Here is an 18,649-nt window from a genome sequence, read left to right as displayed (position 1 = left end):
TCATCCGCCTCAGCTTCGAGGCACCCCATCCTCCACCAGCACCGCGACCGGCATCGCGGCGAGCGCATCGCGCAGATGCAGCAGCCCGTGATCGTCGACTTTCGGCGCGGCGGGGCTCAGCCAGTCGAACAGCGCGCGCGCCGACAGATCGGGCGGCATTTCGACGGCCGTATCCGCCCATTGCGCCGGCTCGACGAGCGGCAGATCGGCATCGTCGCCAAGCAAGCCCGCCGCCAACCGGCTGGCGATCACTACGGCCCACGCATTGCCGTGGCGCCGCGCAAACGCGATCACATTCGACGCATGCGCGCCGCGCACCGTGAGCGGCAGATACGTGCCCTGACTCAGCAACTCCGGCAGATGCGTGCGCAGCGCCAGCACGCGTTGGATCACCGCGAGCTTCACGCGTCCGTCGCGCCAGTCCGCGAGGAATTCCGACGGCGGCGTTTGCGCTTGGGGCAGCCACGCCTCGCGTTGCGCGAAATCGACGGGCCGCCGATTGTCCGGATCGACGAGGCTGAAGTCCCACAGCTCGGTGCCTTGGTAAAGATCGGGGATTCCGGGTGACGCAAGACGCAGCACCGTCTGCTGCAGACTGTTGAGCGCGCCCGCGCGGCCAATCCGCTCGACGAACGCCGACAGCTCCTTCAGAAAGGCGTCGCGCCGCTGCGGCGCGAGGATGCCGAACAGGAACTCGCGGCAGCCGGCTTCGTAGGCTTCGTCGGGGGCGAGCCAGCTGGTTTGCAGCTTCGCCTCGCGCAGCTCCTTCAACTGCCATTGCGCGACGCGTTCGGCCAGCTCCTTGACGCCGGCTTCGTCGTCGGCACGCAGATCGGGCGGCCAACAACCCACCAGCGTCTGGTACAGCATATCCTCGGCGGCGGGTCCGGGAGCCCATGCGTCGCTCTTGTCCTGGCTCACGCTGCTGATCGGCGTGCCGTCGAGCGCGCGACGCTGCGGCGCGTTCAACGTCGACCAGGCACGCAGCGTCGCGCCCCATTCGTCGGCGATCTCACTCAACACCGCGAGCCGCGCGCGCACGTCTTCACCGCGCTTGTGATCGTGCGTGGCGGTCGCCAGCATCGCATGCGGAAAACGTTGCGCGCGCTCGAGATTGCCCGCATGAAACTGCTCGACCGACAGCGCGAACTCGCCCGGGTCCGAGCCCACTTCGTTGCGCGACAGCAGACGGCCATAGCGATAGCAGGCGGTGTCTTCGATCGCCTTCGCGGCGAGCGGCGCGGTCAGCTGCGAAAACAGCGTTTGCGCGCTGCGCCGCGACGATCCCGCATGCGGCGGCGCTCCACCGCCCTGCGCCTGCTGCTGCGACTGCGCGCCGGGCCGCGCGGGCGGCGCCTCTTCTGCGCTGCCGCCGAGCCATGCATTTACGCGCTCGAGCGCCGCGTCGTCCGAGCGCGGCAGCGAAGCGCGCGCGCCCGCGAGCGCCTGCTCGAAATAGACGTTGTCGGCGGCGCTGCGCAGTCCGCCCAGCGGATACATGCGGTACACGGGGAAATGCACGACCAGTTCGGTCAGCACGCGGCGCAGCGCCGGGTACGTGAAGTCGCGCGTGTTCAGCGAATCGCGTGCGATCCGATGCAGCGCGCGCGCCGCGCGGTCCAGTTCCGCCGAGAAGTTTTCCGCGAGAATCTTGCGCCGTGCCGCGTGCGCTTCATCGGCGAAGCGCGCGCTGCGGCCGGTCAGTTCGGCCCACGTGTTGGCGAGCGGCTCGGCGCCGGCCGGATCGTGCAGCAGCGCGCCGACGTCGCTCATGAAGTCGTAGCCGGTCGTACCGTCGACGGGCCAGTCGTCGCGCAACGGCTCGCCGCGGCCGAGAATCTTTTCGACCACCACGTACGGAGCGGCGTCGCGCAACTCGCTGAGCCGCTGGCGCAAACGCTGGCAGTATTCGCGCGGCTCGGCGAGCCCGTCGATATGATCGATCCGCAAGCCGTCGATGAGCCCTTCGCGGTAGAGGCGAAAGATCAGCGCATGCACCGCCTCGAACACCTCGGGCCGCTCGACGCGCACGGCGGCGAGCGTCGAGATGTCGAAGAAGCGCCGCCAGTTCACTTCGTCGGAGGCGGTGCGCCACCACGCGAGCCGGAAATGCTGCCGCTCGATCAGCCGATGCAGCCGGTCGCGCGTGACCGGATCTTGCGGCGCGTAAGTCTCCAGCACGAACTCGATCGCCGACGCACCTTCGCGCGCGACGAACTCGCGCAGCGCGTCGCGCGCTTCGGCGGCGCGCGGCTGATCGGCGGGCTGCGTCGTGAGTCCGTGAAAGCGATTGGCGAGCGCGCTCAGATCGGCGCGGTCGGCGCCTTGCAGGATCGCCGCGTAATCGACCGGGCAGACCGGGAACACGTGCGGGCCGTAGCCGATATAAAAGCGACCGCTGTCGGCCGCGAAATGCAGCGCGATGCGGCCCGCCATCAGTTCATCGCCGTACGACGCGCCGAGCGTCGGCAGCAGCACCTTGCCGCGCAGCGCGGGATCGGGTGAGTGCCAGTCGACGTCGAAATGACGCGCATACGCGCTGTGGCGTCCCCATTCGAGGATGTCGAGCCACCACGCGTTGCTCGAACCGCCGACGCCCATATGATTCGGCACGATGTCGGCGATGAGCCCCATGTCGTGCGCGCGCAGCTTGTCGACGAGGCGCCTCAAGCCCGCCTCGCCGCCATATTCGGCGCTGACCTGGGTGTAGTCGACGGTGTCGTAGCCGTGCATCGAGCCGGGCTCGGCCGTCGTGATCGGCGACGCGTACAGATGGCTGATGCCGAGCGCGGCGAAGTATTCGACGTGGCGCGCGGCGTCGTCGAACGTGAAGCCCCGATGGAACTGGAGGCGCAGTGTGGAGCGTGGGACGGTCATGGCGTGTCGGGCTCCGCGGAAGTGTTCGGTGAAGGCGCGGCGGCGCGGCGAGCGCCGTCGACGGCCAGCAGTCGGTCGGTGAAGACGGGGTCGTCGAACATCGCGTCGATGGGCAGCGCCATGCGGCGGCGCCAGTTCGGATGTTCGTCGATCGAGCCCGGCAGGTTCGGCTGCTCGGCGAGCGCGAGCAGGTCTTCGAGCGGGAACGTGACGAGCGGCCCGGGCGTCGCGGCGACGAATGCGAGCGCTTCGTCGACCGGCGGGTTGTCGGCGTCCGGCGGCGCGACGTCGGGCGCGGCCACGCCCGCTCGCTGTAACGCGCGCCATAAATCGGCGCGCTCCTGAGCGCGTTCTTCGAGCGCCGCTTCTTCGGGGTCGCGGCCGTCGGCGCGCGCCATCGTCTGGCCGATGCGGTTGCGCCACATGATGTCGCTGCCGCGCCACCAGCCGGCGACAGTCGGCAGATCGTGCGTGGTCGTCGTGGCGACCGCGTAGCTGTCCCAATCGGCCGGCGCCTTGAAGCCGTGGCCGTCGGGCGCGCCTTCGAACCACAGCACGCGAATCCCTTCGATGCCGTGCTCGTCGAGCCGCTCGCGAAAACCGGACGGCACGGTGCCGAGATCCTCGCCGATCACGATCGCGCGATGCCGCCACGATTCGAGCGCGATCAGCCGCAGCAGGTCTTCGAGCGGATAGCGCAGATACGCGCCGTTGCGCGCGCTTTCGCCTTCGGGCACGAGCCACAGACGCCGCAAGCCGAGAATGTGATCGATGCGGATGCCGCCGGCATGCGCGAACGCCGCGCGCAGCATGTCGATGAACGCGGCGAAGCCCTGCGTGCGCATCGCGCGCGGCGAAAAGGTGGTGAGTCCCCACGACTGGCCGGCCTGGTTGAACAGATCGGGTGGCGCGCCGACCGACACGCCCTGCAGCATGTCGTCGGGGTAGGACCATGCATGACTGCCTGCGCTGTCGCAACCCACCGCGAGATCGGCGATCAGGCCGACCGCCATGCCGGCTTCGCGCGCGGTGTGCTGCGCGTGCAATAGGCCGCGCGAGGCCAGCCACTGCAGGAACAGATGAAAATCGACCTCGTTGCGATGCGCGGCCGCGAACGCGTCGACTTCGGGGCTGCGCGGCTCGCGCAACGCGTCGGGCCAGTTGCGCCAATGGCCGTCGCCGCCTTGCGCGAGTTGCGCGGCTTGCAGCGCTTCGAAGCGCGCGTGATCTTCGAGCGCGCGGCCCGCACGTTCGCAGAAGCCGTGAAATTCGAGTGCGCGCGGCGAGTGCTGCGGGCGCTCGTTCGCGTTGAACTGCTCGTACAGCGCGCGCAATATCGTGAGTTTCAACGCTGTCGCTTGCGGCCAGTCGATCAGCGGTAGGTCTTCTAATTTCGACGATGCGTTGCCGGCCTGCGCCGATGCCGATGCGCACGCGTTGGCGCCGAACACCGCCGCCGGATCGATATGTGTGACGTTGAGCCACAAACGCGACGACGGTGCGTACGGGCTGAAGCGCTCGGGCTGTGCGCTGAACATCGCGTGGGTCGGACTGACGGCGAGCGCGTGCGCGCCGCGCTGCGCGCCGTGCCGTGCAAGCTGCGCGAGCGCCGTGTAATCGCCGATGCCGCCATCGCCGACGCGACGCAAGCCATACAGTTGCGCAGCGATGCCCCATAGTGGCGGCATGGGCGGCGAGACGTGGCCGTCGCCATCGCCGCCGTGCAGCGTGCGCCATGCGTCGGCGACGGTGTAGCAGCGCGGCGGTGCGACCGCGAGCGTCATGCGCTGGTCGTTGATCACGAGCGTGTGATAGCCGGCTTCGTCGATCGGCGCGAGCAGCGCTTCCTCGCCTTTCGGCGCGGTGAAGCGGCCGTCGATGATCGCGCCGCTCTCCAGCTCGATCCGGTAATGGCTGCCCGACTTGACCGCAGCCGCCGGCAGCGCGATGCCACGCCCGATCACCGCGGTCATCAGCGGCGGCAGCCTGCGGCCCGATAGTTCGGCCTCCAGAGCAGCGGCGCTGTGGCGGATATCGGTGGCATTGCCGCACGGCAGACCCATGCGTTCGAGCAGCGTGCCGAGTGTTTTTTCGGGCACGTGCTGCGTGTGGTGGTGCGCGTCCTGCCACTCCACCTCGAAGCCTGCGCGGGTGGCGAGCGCGGCGAGCCGGTCGTTGGGGCGTCGGGTCGTCACGCGCGCTGCTCCTCGTGCGACGCGATGCGCGCATCATGGCGGCTCGCGAATTCGTTGATGTCGCCGGTCAGCCATGCGATGCACGCATCAGCGGGCAATACCCGCGCGTCGGCCTGCTCGCGCGCGCGTGGCGGCGTTTCGAAAACGATCTTGCCGGCGGGGATGTCGTCGAATGCGACGTTCTGTTGCGACAGATTCAGCGCGATCGACAGCGTCTCGCCATCACCGAGTTTCCAACGCGCGACCAGCGCGTTCGCGTCTCCGCCACCCGCGTCGCGCAGCACGGTCGCGCCGCACGCCTTCGTATGTTTCAGGCGCGGCGTGATCAGCTTCGCGCGCACCGCGAGCGCGGACTTGTAGTAGTGCATCCAGTCGAGCCGATCCGGTGTCGGCTTCGCATCGGGCGCGGGTGGCGACGACGCGGCGAAGGTCTGGGCATCGTTAGGATCGGGAATCTGCGCGCGGCTTTTCTCGTCGCTGAACGCGGCGAAACGCGCGAATTCACGGCGTCGCCCTTCGCACACGGCGTCGGCGAGATCGCCGGTGTAATCGGTAAAAAACAGGAACGGTTGCGTCGAGCCGTATTCTTCGTCCATGAACAGCAGCGGAATCTGCGGCGACAGCAACAGCAACGCAGTCGCGGCACGCAGCGCGTCGTCCGAGGTCAGCTTGCGCAGACGTTCGCCGAACGCACGGTTGCCGATCTGATCGTGGTTCTGCAAAAACATCACGAACGACGTGGGCGGCAGATGCGCGCTCGCTTCGCCACGGGGCGCACCATCGTGCAGCGGCGACGGCTCGCCCTGATACGCGAAGCCTTCGGACAGCACGCGCGCGAGCCGGCGAATCGGTTCGCTCGCATACGCGTGGTAATAGCCTTCGGTTTCGCCGGTCAGCAGCACGTGCAGCGTGTTGTGCGCGTCGTCGTTCCATTGCGCGTCGAAATGCGCGTCGAGCAGGCTCGCGTTGTTGTGCTCGTTTTCGAGCACCAGATGCACGTGGCGGCCATGCTGCACGCGCGCGCGGATATGGTCCGACAGCTCGCGCAGCCACGCGGGGTTGTCGATCGCATGCACCGCGTCGAAGCGCAGTCCGTCGAAGCGGTACTCGTTGATCCAGTAGACCGCGTTGTCGGTGAAGAAGTCGCTGACTTCGCTGCGCTCGAAGTCGATCGCGGGGCCCCATGGCGTGCTCACTCCCGCGCGGAAAAACGGCTCTGCGTACGTATGCAGATAGTTGCCGTCCGGACCGAAGTGGTTGTAGACGACATCGAGAAACACCATCAGGCCGACACCATGTGCGGCGTCGATCAGTGCCTTCAGTTCTTCGGGACGACCGTAGGCGGAGTCGGGCGCGTACGGCAGCACGCCGTCGTAACCCCAGTTGTGAGCGCCGGGAAAGTCGTTCAACGGCATCAGTTCGATCGCGGTGACGCCGAGCGCGGCGAACTCCGGCAAGCGTTTTTGCACGCCCGCATAGCCGCCCATTGCACCGACGTGCAATTCGTACAGTACCGTTTCTTCCCAGGGCCGGCCGTGCCACTCGGTGTGTTCCCAGTGGTACGCGCGCGGATCGATGACCTCGCTCGGGCCATGCACGTCCCGCGGCTGGAATCGCGAGGCCGGATCGGGCACTGTCTGCTTGCCGTCGAGCTGGAACCGATACAGCGTGCCCGCACCGCTCTCCACGGTGGCCTCGAACCAGCCGTTGCCGGTCGGCGCCATGTCGTGCGTGCCTTGCGCGTGGCCGCTTTCGATGACCACCTGCACGCTGTTGCACGACGGTGCCCAAAAACGGAACCGCGTGCGCGGTCGCGTGCCGCTCGCGCCGATCAACTGCGCGCTGAACGGCAGGCAGTGCGCGTGATGATGCGTGTGAGGATCAATCGGACTATCGGACATGTCTTCACCATTCGACTCTGCAAACGCGCCTGGATAGCAAGGTGACGCGACGCAAGCATTGCGTTGCAACATTCTTGCCACCCCGGCTGCGTTGCGATTTGTCCACGCTCAAGCTATGTCTCCGCAGTGCATTGTTCATTGCGAGCCATCGTCGTTTGGTGTCTGCGCGCCAGGGTCGGGCGGCAGCGCGGTCAACAACCGCGGCCCGTGCTGCGCGCCGGCCACCCAGCCGGCTTGCCAATCCGCTTCGCCGGTCGGCTGCGCGGCGAGTATCACGAGGCCGTGTGCGCCGACCTCGAGTTCGGCCGTGGCGAGCCGCTGCGGCGCGCGGTCCGGATCGGCGGTGTCCAGCAGCACGTGCCATTCCAGGTGCGGCGCGGGAGGCGAGAACTGCAGCGGTTCGTCGTGAGCGTTGAGCATCAATAACAATACTTCGGTTTCGCCATTCAGGCCCGGTCCCGCGCGACGCAATGTGAACGCGCGGCCCTCCGGGTCCTGCCACGCTTCGATCGTCAGCGGATCGCCGTGTTCGTCGAACCAGCCGACGTCGAACAGGCCGGGCAGCACCTCACGGTCGCCGAACAGAAAGCGCGTTTCACGCAACAGCGGGTGGCGCTTGCGCAAGCCGATCACGCGCGCGACGAACTCGGTCATGCGCCGGCCTTCCGGCGAATCCACAAGGTCCCAGTCGATCCAGGATAGGTCGTTATCCTGACAGTAAGCATTGTTGTTGCCGCGCTGGGTGCGCAGCGCTTCGTCGCCGGCGAGCACCATCGGGGTGCCGAGCGCGATCATCAGTGTCGCGATCAGCGAGCGTGACACGCGGCGGCGCGTGGCGAGAATCGCGGGGTCGTCGGTCGCGCCTTCGACACCCCAGTTGCGGCTGCAATTCTCGTTGTGGCCGTCGTTGTTGTCTTCCTGGTTGGCTTCGTTGTGCTTCTGCTCGTACGCGGTGACATCGGCCAACGTGAAGCCGTCGTGCGACGTGACGAAGTTGAGCGACGCCCACGGCTTGCGATGCCGCCGGTTGAACAAATCGGCCGAACCGGTCAGGCGCGCGGCGAGGTCGGGCCGCAGGCCGGCGTCGCCGCGCCAGAACCGTCGCACCGTGTCACGGAAACGGTCGTTCCATTCGCTGAAGCCGGGCGGATGATTGCCTAGCTGATAGCCGCCAGGGCCGAGATCCCAGGGCTCGGAAATCAGCTTGCGTTGCGACAGCACCGGGTCCTGGCGCAACGCGTCGAACAGGCCCGAACCCGGATCGAAGCCGTGGCTTTCGCGCCCGAGCGTCACGCCGAGATCGAAACGGAAGCCGTCGATGTTGAACGCGGTCGACCAGTAGCGCAGCGAATCCATCACCATCTGCATCACGCGCGGATGCGGCAGATTGACCGTATTGCCGCAGCCGGTGTCGTTGATATGGTGACGCTCGTCGCCGGGAATCAGCCGGTAGTAGCTGGCGTTGTCGAGGCCGCGCCACGAGATGGTCGGGCCCATCTCGTTGCTTTCGCAGGTGTGGTTGTAGACCACGTCAAGAATCACCTCGATGCCGGCCGCGTGAAGTTGCCGCACGGCGATGCGCATTTCGTCGAGCCGGTGCGTGCTCAGGTAGGTCGGCTCCGGCGCGAAGAACGCGGCCGTGTTGTAGCCCCAGTAGTTGCGCAGGCCGCGCTCCACGAGGAAGCGGTCGTTCAGAAACGCGTGCACGGGCAGCAGCTCGACCGCGGTCACGCCGAGCTTCAGCAGATGCTCGATGAACTCGGGCGCCGCGAGCGCCGCGAACGTGCCGCGTTCATGCTGGCGCAGGTCGGAGCGCAGCATCGACGCGCCGCGCAAGTGCGTTTCGTAGATCACGGTTTCGCCCCACGGCACGTCGGGACGCCGGTCGTGCGACGAGTCGAACGCCTCGTCGACGACGACGCACTTGGGCATCGCGGGCGCGGAATCGCGCCGGTCGATCGAAAGATCCGCGCGATTCGAATGCACGCGATAGCCGAACAGCGCGTCGGACCAGCGAAATTGCCCGACGAGCTTGCGCGCATACGGGTCGAGCAGCAGCTTGTGCGGATTGAAGCGATGCCCGAAATGCGGCTGATACGGCCCGTGCGCGCGAAAGCCGTACGCGGTGCCAGGATGCGCGTTCGGCAGATAGCCGTGCCAGATCTCGTCGGTGCATTCGGGCATGGCGAAGCGGCGGATCTCCTTGCGTCCGGTGGAATCGAACAGGCACAGCTCGATTTTTTGCGCATTGGCCGAGAATACCGCGAAGTTGACGCCCAGCCCGTCCCAGCTCGCGCCGAGCGGATACGGTGAGCCGGGCAGCAACCGATCGGGCAACGCATGCGACATGTTTTCCCTTTCCTGTTCTGATTGTCGAGCTAGAGCCCGGGTCTGTCCGAGTCTTCATGCAACGGGGGCGCGGCGCTTGCCTTCGCGCCGCGCGCCTGTGCTGCGGCACGTTTCCTTAGTCCGCGCGCAAGACGATCGTTGCGAGTGGCGGCAAAGTCAGCGCGGCCGAATGCGGCCTGCCGTGGCTCGTTACCTGGTCGGAATGGATCAGTCCGCCGTTGCCCATATTCGAGCCGCCGTATACGGCCGCATCGGTATTGAGCACTTCCACCCAGCGCCCGCCGCGCGGCATGCCGAGCCGATAGCTGAGTCGCGGCACCGGCGTCATGTTGCACACCACGACGAACTCCTGGCCCGCGCCGTCGGTGCGCCGATAGGCGAACACGCTATTGGCGCTGTCGTCGCCGATCAACCATTCGAAGCCGCCCGGTTCGCTGTCGAGCAGATGCAGCGCCGGCTCGTTGCGATACAGATGGTTCAGGTCGCGCACCAGCAACTGCACGCCGTGATGGGCCGGATCATCGAGAAGATGCCAATGCGGCGAGCCGTCATGGTCGAACTCCGCCATCTGGCCGAATTCGCCGCCCATGAACATCAGCTTCTTGCCCGGGTGCGTCCACATGAAACCGAAGTACGCGCGCAGATTCGCGAAACGCTGCCAGCGGTCGCCGGGCATCTTGCCGAGCAGCGAGCCCTTGCCGTGCACCACCTCGTCGTGCGAAAGCGGCAGCACGAAGCGCTCGGAATACGCGTACACCATGCCGAACGTCATGTTGTGGTGGTGATACTGGCGATACACCGGGTCTTCGTGCATGTAGTGCAGCGTGTCGTGCATCCAGCCCATGTTCCACTTGAAGTCGAAACCGAGACCGCCGTCCGCGACGCGCGCGGTGACGCCCGGCCATGCGGTCGATTCCTCGGCGACCGTGATCGCGCCGGGTGCGCCCGGCACATAGCGGACTTCATGATTCAAGCGCTTCAGGAACGCGATCGATTCGAGATTCTCGCGGCCGCCATAAATGTTCGGCACCCACTCGCCGGCCGCGCGCGAGTAGTCGCGATACAGCATCGACGCGACCGCATCCACGCGCAGGCCGTCGACGTGATAGCGCTGCAGCCACGCGAGCCCCGACGCGATCAGGAACGCGCTGACCTCGTTGCGGCCGAGGTTGTAGATCATCGTGTTCCAGTCCTGGTGATAGCCCTCGCGCGGGTCGGCATGTTCGTAGAGCGGCGTGCCGTCGAAATCGATCAGGCCATGCGCGTCGTTTGGGAAATGCGCGGGCACCCAGTCGAGAATCACGCCGAGCCCCGCTTCGTGCGCGCGATCGACGAAACGCGCGAACTGCTCGGGCTTGCCGAAGCGCGCGGACGGCGCGAACTGCCCGAGCGGCTGGTAGCCCCACGAGCCGCCGAACGGATGCTCGGCGATCGGCAGAAATTCGATGTGCGTGAAGCCCATGCTCTTCGCGTAGGGAATCAGCCGCTCGGCGAGCTCTTCCCAGACGAGACCGCGCTGGCCTTCCTCGGCGATGCGCAGCCACGACTCCGCGTGCACTTCGTAAATCGTGATCGGCGTGCGCGCGGTCTGCCTGCCGGCGCGCGACTGGATCCACTCGTGATCGGTCCACGGAAACTGCTCGATCTCGTCGACGTGCGCGACGATCGACGCGGTGCCCGGCGGCTTTTCCGTCTGCATCGCGCACGGATCCGCTTTCAAAGGCAGCGGATGGCCGTCGCGCGACAGCAGCTCGTACTTGTAGCGCGTGCCGGCGCCGACGCGCGGCACGAACAGCTCCCACACACCCGCCTCGTGACGCAGCCGCATCGGATGACGGCGGCCGTCCCACGCGTTGAAGTCGCCGACCACCGACACGCGCCGCGCATTCGGCGCCCACACGGCAAAACGCACGCCCGGCACGCCGTCGATGTCGACTGGCCGCGCGCCCAGACATTCGAGCACCGCGTACGGATCGCCGTGTGCGAGACGTTGCAGCGGCTCGTCGCCGAGCACCGGACCGAACGAATAGGTATCCTCCACTTCCTGCACGACGCCATGCCAGTCGATGCGCAAGCGATACGGCATCGCCGACGTGATGCGGCCCGCGAACAGGCCAGGCCGCAATTGCTCGAGCTCGCCGAGCGTCGCGCCATCGGCGCGCGAAATCACGGTGACGTGCGCGGCATTCGGCAGCAGCGCGCGCACGATCGGACCCGCGTCCGTCTGATGCAGCCCCAACTGCGAAAACGGATCGGGGTGGCGCGCTTCGACGAGCGCGTCGATATCGACGGGTTGAAGGCCTGCGGCCGGATCATGCTCACTCATAGTCGCCCTCGGCCGGGTTGGGCGGCGCGGCGGAGCCGGACACCCGGGTTGATGGATCGTAATGCGGCGGTGCGCCGGTGTCGCCGAGCAGACGGCTCGTGAGCGCCGCGAGGCCGCGCACTGGTAAGCCGAGCCACGTCGGCCGGTTGGCCGCCTCGTAGCGAATCTCGTAAGCGGCCTTCTCGATCAGGAACAGATCGAGCAGCGCCTCTTCGGATTCGGGCGCGACGAGCGGTTCGGACGACTGAGCGGCGGCCGCGCGGTATTCAGCGAGGAACGCCGTGGTCGCGTGGGAGCGGAAGCGCTCGAACAGAGCACGCTTGCGATCGGCGGTCTGTTGCGGCGCACTTTCGGTGGTCGATTGCGCGGCCGCGCTCGCATACGACAGCGAGCGCATCAGACCGGCTACGTCACGCAACGGGCTCGATTTCTGGCGACGCTCCTCGAGCGAACGCGCGGGCTCGCCCTCGAAGTCGATCAGATACGCGTCGCCGTGCGCGACCAATACCTGACCGAGATGGAAGTCGCCGTGGATGCGGATGCGCAACGCGCCCGCGTCGCCCGGCACGAGATTGTCGACCGCCTTGACCAGCGCGGCGCGCCGATCGATCAGGCTTTGCGCGAGCCCCTTCGTGTCCGCGTCGCTCATCTCCGCGATGCGCGGCGCGAGCAGATCGAGCGCGCTCGCGAGCATCGTCTGCGTCGCGTCGACCCACGCTTTCACGTGCTCGGCGCTGGCATGTTCCGGCGCGAACGCGGGGTCGTCGCTCGGCGTGGCGAGCGCGACGTGCAGCTCGCCGAGCCGTCGGCCGATGATGCCCGCAAGCTCGCCGTAGCCGTCCAGCAAGATCGACTCGTTCGTGCGGTCGGGGGCGGTCTGCGTTTCGGTGTCGACCGCGATCGCGAGTTCGTCGACCGAGCGGCGCAGATAATCGAGCGACCAGTTCCACGCATCGCCCTGATTGTCGATAAAGCCCTGCAGGATTGCGAGCGTATGCGGCACGCCCTCGGGATCGACGCGCACCACTTCGCCATACAGCGGCGCGGTGTTCGCATAGCCGAGCTGCGTCAGATAGCGGCTGATTTCCGCTTCCGGATGGATGCCGCTGACGAGCCGCCGCACCAGCTTCAGCACCGCGGCATCGGCGATGATGAGCGAGCTGTTGCTCTGCTCGGCCGCAAGCCAGCGAATCTCGGGCCGCTCGCCGAGATTGTCGAGTTCGGCGAAGCGCTCGGTCGGCAGGAACTTGATTTCGCTCTTCTGCACGGTCGGCACGACCGCGTGTTCGCGCATCTTGCGCAGCACGTTGTGCGCGAAGATCGGCAGCGAGAACGCGTCGGTCAGATGGCCGACGTTGCGGCCGCGCCGCACGCGCGCCAATGCCAACTGCAGGAACAGCGGCGTGGTGGTTTCACCGCCCCATGTGATCGCGATCGGCACCACGTAGCGCTCGGTGTGATCGCCGACGTCCGCTTCGATTTCAGTGAATGCGAAGCCGCCGTTCGGAATCGTGGTCAGAGCGGCGAGCCGCACCGCATGCATCTTCTGATCCTTCGACGCGAACCAGCGGCGCCGGCTCAGCCACGACGGCAGCACTTCGGATTCGAGCAGCCGCACGTTTTCGGGTGTCGGCCCGGTCTGCCCCTCGCGGATCACGATCGTGACGAACTCGGGCAGCGGCTCGGAATGCGCCTGCGCCCACGTCGGACGTCCACCGCCTTCGCACAGCATGAACCACAGGAAGCCGTACGGCGGGAACGTCAGCAGATAGGTCAGCTGGCCGATCGCGGGGAACACCGAATCGGCGGTCATCTCGATCGGCACGAAGCCGTTGAATTCGGACAGGTCGAGCTCGACCGCCTGCGGCGCGCGCGACAGATTCGCGACGCACAGGATCGGCGCCTCGCCGGGCATCTCGCGCAGATACGCGAGGATCTTGCGGTTTTCCGGTTTCAGAAAGCGGATCGTGCCGCGTCCGAAGGTCTGCTTCGCGCGCCGCGTCGCCAGCATGCGGCGCGTCCAGTTCAACAGCGAATGCGGGTCGCGGCTCTGCGCTTCGACGTTGACCGCGTCGAAGCCGTACAGCGTACCCATCACCGGCGGCAGGACCAGTTGCTCGGGGTCGGCGCGCGAGAAACCGCCGTTGCGATCCGACGACCACTGCATCGGCGTGCGCACGCCGTCGCGGTCGCCGAGGTGGATGTTGTCGCCCATGCCGAGTTCGTCGCCGTAGTAGATGACGGGCGTACCGGGCATCGACAGCAGCAGCGAGTTGATCAGCTCGATGCGGCGGCGGTCGCGCTCCATCAGCGGCGCGAGACGGCGGCGAATGCCGAGATTCAAACGTGCGCGGCGATCGCTCGCATAGGTGTTCCACAGATAATCGCGCTCGGAGTCGGTGACCATTTCGAGCGTCAGCTCGTCGTGATTGCGCAGGAAGATCGCCCACTGGTTCGAATCGGGGAGGTCCGGCGTCTGCTTCATGATGTCGGTGATCGGGAAGCGGTCCTCGCTCGCGATCGACATATAGATGCGCGGCATCAGCGGGAAGTGGAACGCCATATGGCATTCGTCTTCGTTGCCGAAGTACTCCTTCACGTCTTCGGGCCACTGGTTCGCCTCGGCGAGCAGCATCCGGTTCGGATATTCGGCGTCGATGGTCGCGCGAATCCGTTTCAGGATCTCGTGCGTTTCCGGCAGGTTCTCGTTGTTGGTGCCTTCACGCTCGACCAGGTACGGCACCGCATCGAGCCTTAGCCCGTCGATGCCCATGTCGAGCCAGAAGCGCATCACCTGCAGCACCTCTCTCATCACCGCCGGATTGTCGAAGTTCAGATCGGGCTGGTGCGAGTAGAAGCGGTGCCAGTAGTACGCGCCCGCAACCGGATCGTGCGTCCAGTTCGACGGCTCCGAGTCGATGAAGATGATGCGCGTCTCCGCGTACTTCTGATCGGTATCGGACCACACGTAGTAGTTGCGATAGTTCGAGCCGGCCTTCGCGCGCCGTGCGCGCTGGAACCACGGATGCTGATCCGACGTGTGATTGATGACGAGCTCGGTGATCACGCGGATGCCGCGCGCGTGCGCTTCCTGGATGAAGCGCCGCACGTCCGCGAGCTGACCGTAGTCAGGATGCACGTTGCGGTAGTCGGCGATGTCGTAGCCGTCGTCACGGCGTGGCGACGGATAGAACGGCAGCAGCCAGATCGCGTTGACGCCGAGCTCGGCGATATAGTCGAGCTTGGCGATCAGGCCGGGGAAATCGCCGACGCCGTCGTTGTTCGCATCGAAAAACGACTTGATGTGCACCTGGTAGATGATCGCGTCCTTGTACCACAGCGGATCGTCGCTGAGCGCCGCGGGCTTGCCGCGCCGGCGCGTGCGTACCTTCGCCGCGGTGCCGACGGCCGTGGCCGTTTGCGCCTCGTGCGTGGATTGGGCTGGATCGTCGCGCTTCATGTTCCACCTTCCATCCAGGTTGGGGTGACAGCGTCTGCGTGAAGAGCGCTGTCGTGTTCGTGGTCGCCGTCCTCCGGGCGATCGGCGGGCAGGCCGCCTAGCGGCGCGATGCGCCAGATCGAGAACGGCTGGCCCGAGCCGAGCCGCACGTGCTGCCAGCGTCCGTGCCATTCGAAGCGTGCGCCGGTCATCTGGTCGATCACTTCGAGCGCGGCGTGGTCGTCCAGATGCCAGCGCTGGAACGTGTCCCACGACAACTCGATGTCCGCGCCCTGCTCGTTGAATGGATCGAGATTGATCGCGACGACGATCACGTTGTCGCGCGACTCGGTCGCCTTCTCGAAGAACAGGATGTGATCGTTGTGCGCGGTGAGGAACGTGAGACCGAGATGCGTTTGCAGCGCCGGATTTGCGCGCCGGATGCGATTCAGTGCGGTGATCTCGCCGACGATATTGCCGGGCCGGTGCCAGTCCCACGCGCGCAACTGATACTTTTCGGAGTCGAGGTACTCTTCGCTGTTCGGCAGCGCGGTGGCCTCGCACAGTTCGAAGCCGCTATACACGCCCCACAGACCGGCGAGTGTTGCGGCCAGCGCCGCGCGGATCAGAAAGCCCGTGCGTCCCTGCGATTGCAGATGGCGCGGGTTGATGTCCGGCGTATTGACGAAGAAGTTCGGCCGGTAGAAATCGCGCGCGCCGGTCTGCGTGAGCTCAACCATGTACTCGGTGAAGTCGCGCTTCGACTCGCGCCACGTGAAGTACGTGTACGACTGCGAGAAGCCGATCTTGCCGAGCCGGTTCATCATGCGCGGCCGCGTGAACGCTTCCGCGAGGAAAATGACATCAGGGTGGCGCGCACGCACGTCGGCGATCATCCATTCCCAGAACGGCAGCGGTTTGGTGTGCGGATTGTCGACGCGGAAAATGCGCACACCCGCGTCGACCCAGAACAGGATCACGTCGCGCAACGCGAGCCACAGGTCGGGCTTCGCATCGCGCGCGTAGAAGTCCGGGTTGACGATGTCCTGATACTTCTTCGGCGGATTCTCGGCGTAGCGCAGCGTGCCGTCGGGGCGCCACGCGAACCACGTCGGATGCTCCTTCAGCCACGGGTGATCGGGCGAGCACTGGATCGCGAAGTCGAGCGCGATTTCGAGGCCGTGCGCATGCGCGGCGGCGAGCATCGCCTTGAAATCGTCGAGCGTGCCGAGCTGCGGATGCACGGCGGTGTGGCCGCCTTCGGCCGCGCCGATCGCATACGGACTGCCCACATCGCCCGGCTGCGCGGTCAACGTGTTGTTGCGGCCCTTGCGGTTCGCGAGGCCGATCGGATGAATCGGCGGGAAGTACAGCACGTCGAAGCCCATGTCGCGGATGCGCGGCAGCTTCGCGGTGACGTCCGCGAACGTGCCGTGGCGCGATTCGTCGTCGCTCATCGAGCGCGGGAAGATTTCGTACCAGCTCGCGAAATAGGCGGCGGTGCGTTCCGCGTCGATCTTGTAGGTCACCTGATCGCGGCTCAGAAACGGCCGGTGGCGCGCGGCGGTCATCGCTGCCGCGGTGGCGGGCGCGAGAATCAGCGCGAGCTTCTGTTCGGCGTCGGCCTTCTGGAAGTCGCGCACGATGTGTTCGAGCTGCTCCTTGTCCGCGCCCTCGCCAGTCTCGACTTCGGCGAGCACGAGCGCGAACAGATGCGCGGCTTCGTCGAGTTCGATCTCGACGGTCTGGTTCGCCTTCAGCTTCTTCTGGATGTGCTCGACGAGCGACGCGAAGTCGTCGCGCCAAGCGATCACGGTGAATTCGTAGCGGCCGATCCGCTCGAGCGGAATGCGCGCGCTCCACAAGTCGAGACCGGCCGGCGGTGCGGGCGACATCAGCTCTTCGTGCCACGCGGTTTCGTCGGCCGCGCGCCACAGCACGGCGGCCGCGATCTTGTCGTGACCTTCGGCGAAGATCGCCGCGCGAATCTCCGCGCGCTCGCCGACGCTGCGCTTGGCCGCGAAGCGGCCGTTTTCGACCGACGGCGACACGCTCTCGATCGCGACGCGCGGCGCCTCGATCGCGTCGAGCACGGTCTTGTGGCCGCTGCGCTTGCTGTTCGACTTGTCGATGGGCGGCGCGAGGTAGATCGGCTGTTCCGCGAACGCGCGCAGCAGCCGCACCGCGCCGGGCGCAAGCGCGAACGGCGCGAGGGCCGCGGGTTCGTTTCGGCCGCGTGCATCGAGAGGCACGAAGCGCGTAAAGCTGCCCGGCACGCCCGCGAGGAAGCGCGCGGGATCGACCCGCACTGGCGCGCCGAGTTCGGGATTCACGGCGATCAGGAGTGCTTCGCTGGCGTCGCGCAGATCGGCCGCGTCGGCGCGCAGCAGAACCGCGGCCGATGCCCCGGGTCCGCTCAATTGGCGCAATTCACCGTTGGCGTGCAGCGTCGGCGTATTGCGCGCGAAGTCGTTCGCCTGGGTGACGGCGGCGCTCAGATCGAAGCGGCGTGACTGCACGGCGCGCGCGAACTGCGCGGCGTCGCCGCGCGTTTGCGACATCGGTTCGGCGATGCCGTATTCGAAGCCCATCGGCATCATCCAGCCGCTGCCCACTGCAACCGACGTGAACAGCGCGCGTCGGTATGCCCGCTCGACGATCGCCGCATCGTGCACGTCGCTCAACTCGGCGGCGAGGCGCGTGCCGTACGGCGCCTCGGGAAAGGCGATCGGGGCGCCGACGCGCGCGAGCGCCGCATGCTCCTCGGCCATCCAGCTCGAACGGAAGTCCCACCAGCGCACCGACGAAAACGCGCTGTCGAAGCCGGCTGCCTCGAGCCCGGGCAGGTCGCCGCGCGCGAGGCCCGGCGTGGCCGCGAGAAAGCGCACGTGCGGATGCTTCGCACGCACTTCATCGCCGAGCTGACGCCATACGGTAGCCGGCACGCGATGTGGTGAATCGAAACGAAAGCCGCCGACCCCCGCCTCGGCGAGCGCGAGCAGTTGCTGGGTCCACCAGACGCACAGCGAGGCACTCGTCGCGGGGTCGTCGAAATTCGCGTAGGCGACGTTGTCTTCGCGATGCACGTGGCGCGGATCGAGCCGCGCGAGCTCGGACTCGCGCGCGTGAAACCAGTCCGAATGTTCGCTGTACAGCACGCCGTCGGCTGCCACGCGGTCGATCACCAGATCGATCAGCAGCGTCAGATTATTGCGGCGCGCGGCTTCGGCGAGCATGCGCACGGCGTCGGGCACCGAATGCTGTGCCTCGAACACCGGATGCAGCCGCGCGTGATTGCCAACCACCTGACCGTGGCCCGCCTGGCCCGGCTCGAACAGCCCGGCGATCAACGCGTGATCGAAGCCGAGCCCGGCCGCGTGAGCGAACTGCGCGGGCCAGGCATCGAGGGGCCCGACGAGAAGAGAGTGAAAAAAGTAAATCCGCGGCGCGTACCCGTTTGGAGGTTCCATCGGTCGTTTCCAGAGTTGTCCTGCTGCGGTGTGGATGCAGTTGGCATGCGATCACAGCGCTCATTGGGCTTCCCGAGCCGGATACCGCGCGA

At 66.8% G+C, this 18,649-nt stretch carries 7 protein-coding genes; all 7 read right to left on the bottom strand.

Going from position 1 to position 18,649, the window contains the following annotated elements; translation table 11 throughout:
- Positions 1–9: 9 nt before the first annotated feature.
- The 7 genes from treY to AB3X86_RS07990 all read right to left on the bottom strand — a co-directional run bounded on the left by treY (position 10) and on the right by AB3X86_RS07990 (position 18,557).
- On the bottom strand, positions 10–2,877 hold the full coding sequence (gene treY, locus AB3X86_RS08020) for a malto-oligosyltrehalose synthase (RefSeq protein WP_368595551.1): 2,868 nt from the start codon (positions 2,875–2,877) through the stop codon (positions 10–12).
- On the bottom strand, positions 2,874–5,072 hold the full coding sequence (gene malQ, locus AB3X86_RS08015; RefSeq protein WP_368595550.1) for a 4-alpha-glucanotransferase: 2,199 nt from the start codon (positions 5,070–5,072) through the stop codon (positions 2,874–2,876). Before malQ ends, treY begins: the two co-directional genes overlap by 4 nt.
- Positions 5,069–6,973 carry a malto-oligosyltrehalose trehalohydrolase gene (treZ, locus tag AB3X86_RS08010; RefSeq protein WP_368595549.1) on the bottom strand — a complete coding sequence of 635 codons (1,905 nt, stop codon included), beginning with the start codon at positions 6,971–6,973 and terminating at the stop codon, positions 5,069–5,071. The genes malQ and treZ overlap by 4 nt, the downstream gene beginning before the upstream one ends.
- A 135-nt stretch (positions 6,974–7,108) precedes the next feature.
- Positions 7,109–9,322, bottom strand: coding sequence for a glycogen debranching protein GlgX (gene glgX, locus AB3X86_RS08005; RefSeq protein WP_368595548.1), 2,214 nt, complete (start codon positions 9,320–9,322; stop codon positions 7,109–7,111).
- Positions 9,323–9,437: 115 nt separating this feature from the next.
- On the bottom strand, positions 9,438–11,648 hold the full coding sequence (gene glgB / locus AB3X86_RS08000) for a 1,4-alpha-glucan branching protein GlgB (protein WP_368595547.1): 2,211 nt from the start codon (positions 11,646–11,648) through the stop codon (positions 9,438–9,440).
- Positions 11,641–15,108 carry a maltose alpha-D-glucosyltransferase gene (gene treS, locus AB3X86_RS07995; RefSeq protein WP_368595546.1) on the bottom strand — a complete coding sequence of 1,156 codons (3,468 nt, stop codon included), beginning with the start codon at positions 15,106–15,108 and terminating at the stop codon, positions 11,641–11,643. The genes glgB and treS overlap by 8 nt, the downstream gene beginning before the upstream one ends.
- Positions 15,105–18,557: a maltotransferase domain-containing protein gene (locus AB3X86_RS07990; RefSeq protein WP_368595545.1), complete on the bottom strand. Its 3,453-nt coding sequence runs from the start codon at positions 18,555–18,557 to the stop codon at positions 15,105–15,107. The genes treS and AB3X86_RS07990 overlap by 4 nt, the downstream gene beginning before the upstream one ends.
- Positions 18,558–18,649: the final 92 nt, after the last annotated feature.

This window comes from Paraburkholderia sp. BR14374, assembly GCF_040948685.1.
Classification (GTDB): domain Bacteria; phylum Pseudomonadota; class Gammaproteobacteria; order Burkholderiales; family Burkholderiaceae; genus Paraburkholderia; species Paraburkholderia youngii.
This window is presented reverse-complemented; position numbering and strand designations above follow the sequence as displayed.

What these genes read in the sequence shown, in the direction of transcription:
- treY (WP_368595551.1), bottom strand. Translation starts at nt 2,877, where the DNA reads ATGACCGTCCCACGCTCCACACTGCGCCTCCAGTTCCATCGGGGCTTC.
- treZ (WP_368595549.1), bottom strand. Translation starts at nt 6,973, where the DNA reads ATGTCCGATAGTCCGATTGATCCTCACACGCATCATCACGCGCACTGC.
- glgX (WP_368595548.1), bottom strand. Translation starts at nt 9,322, where the DNA reads ATGTCGCATGCGTTGCCCGATCGGTTGCTGCCCGGCTCACCGTATCCG.
- glgB (WP_368595547.1), bottom strand. Translation starts at nt 11,648, where the DNA reads ATGAGTGAGCATGATCCGGCCGCAGGCCTTCAACCCGTCGATATCGAC.
- treS (WP_368595546.1), bottom strand. Translation starts at nt 15,108, where the DNA reads ATGAAGCGCGACGATCCAGCCCAATCCACGCACGAGGCGCAAACGGCC.
- AB3X86_RS07990 (WP_368595545.1), bottom strand. Translation starts at nt 18,557, where the DNA reads ATGGAACCTCCAAACGGGTACGCGCCGCGGATTTACTTTTTTCACTCT.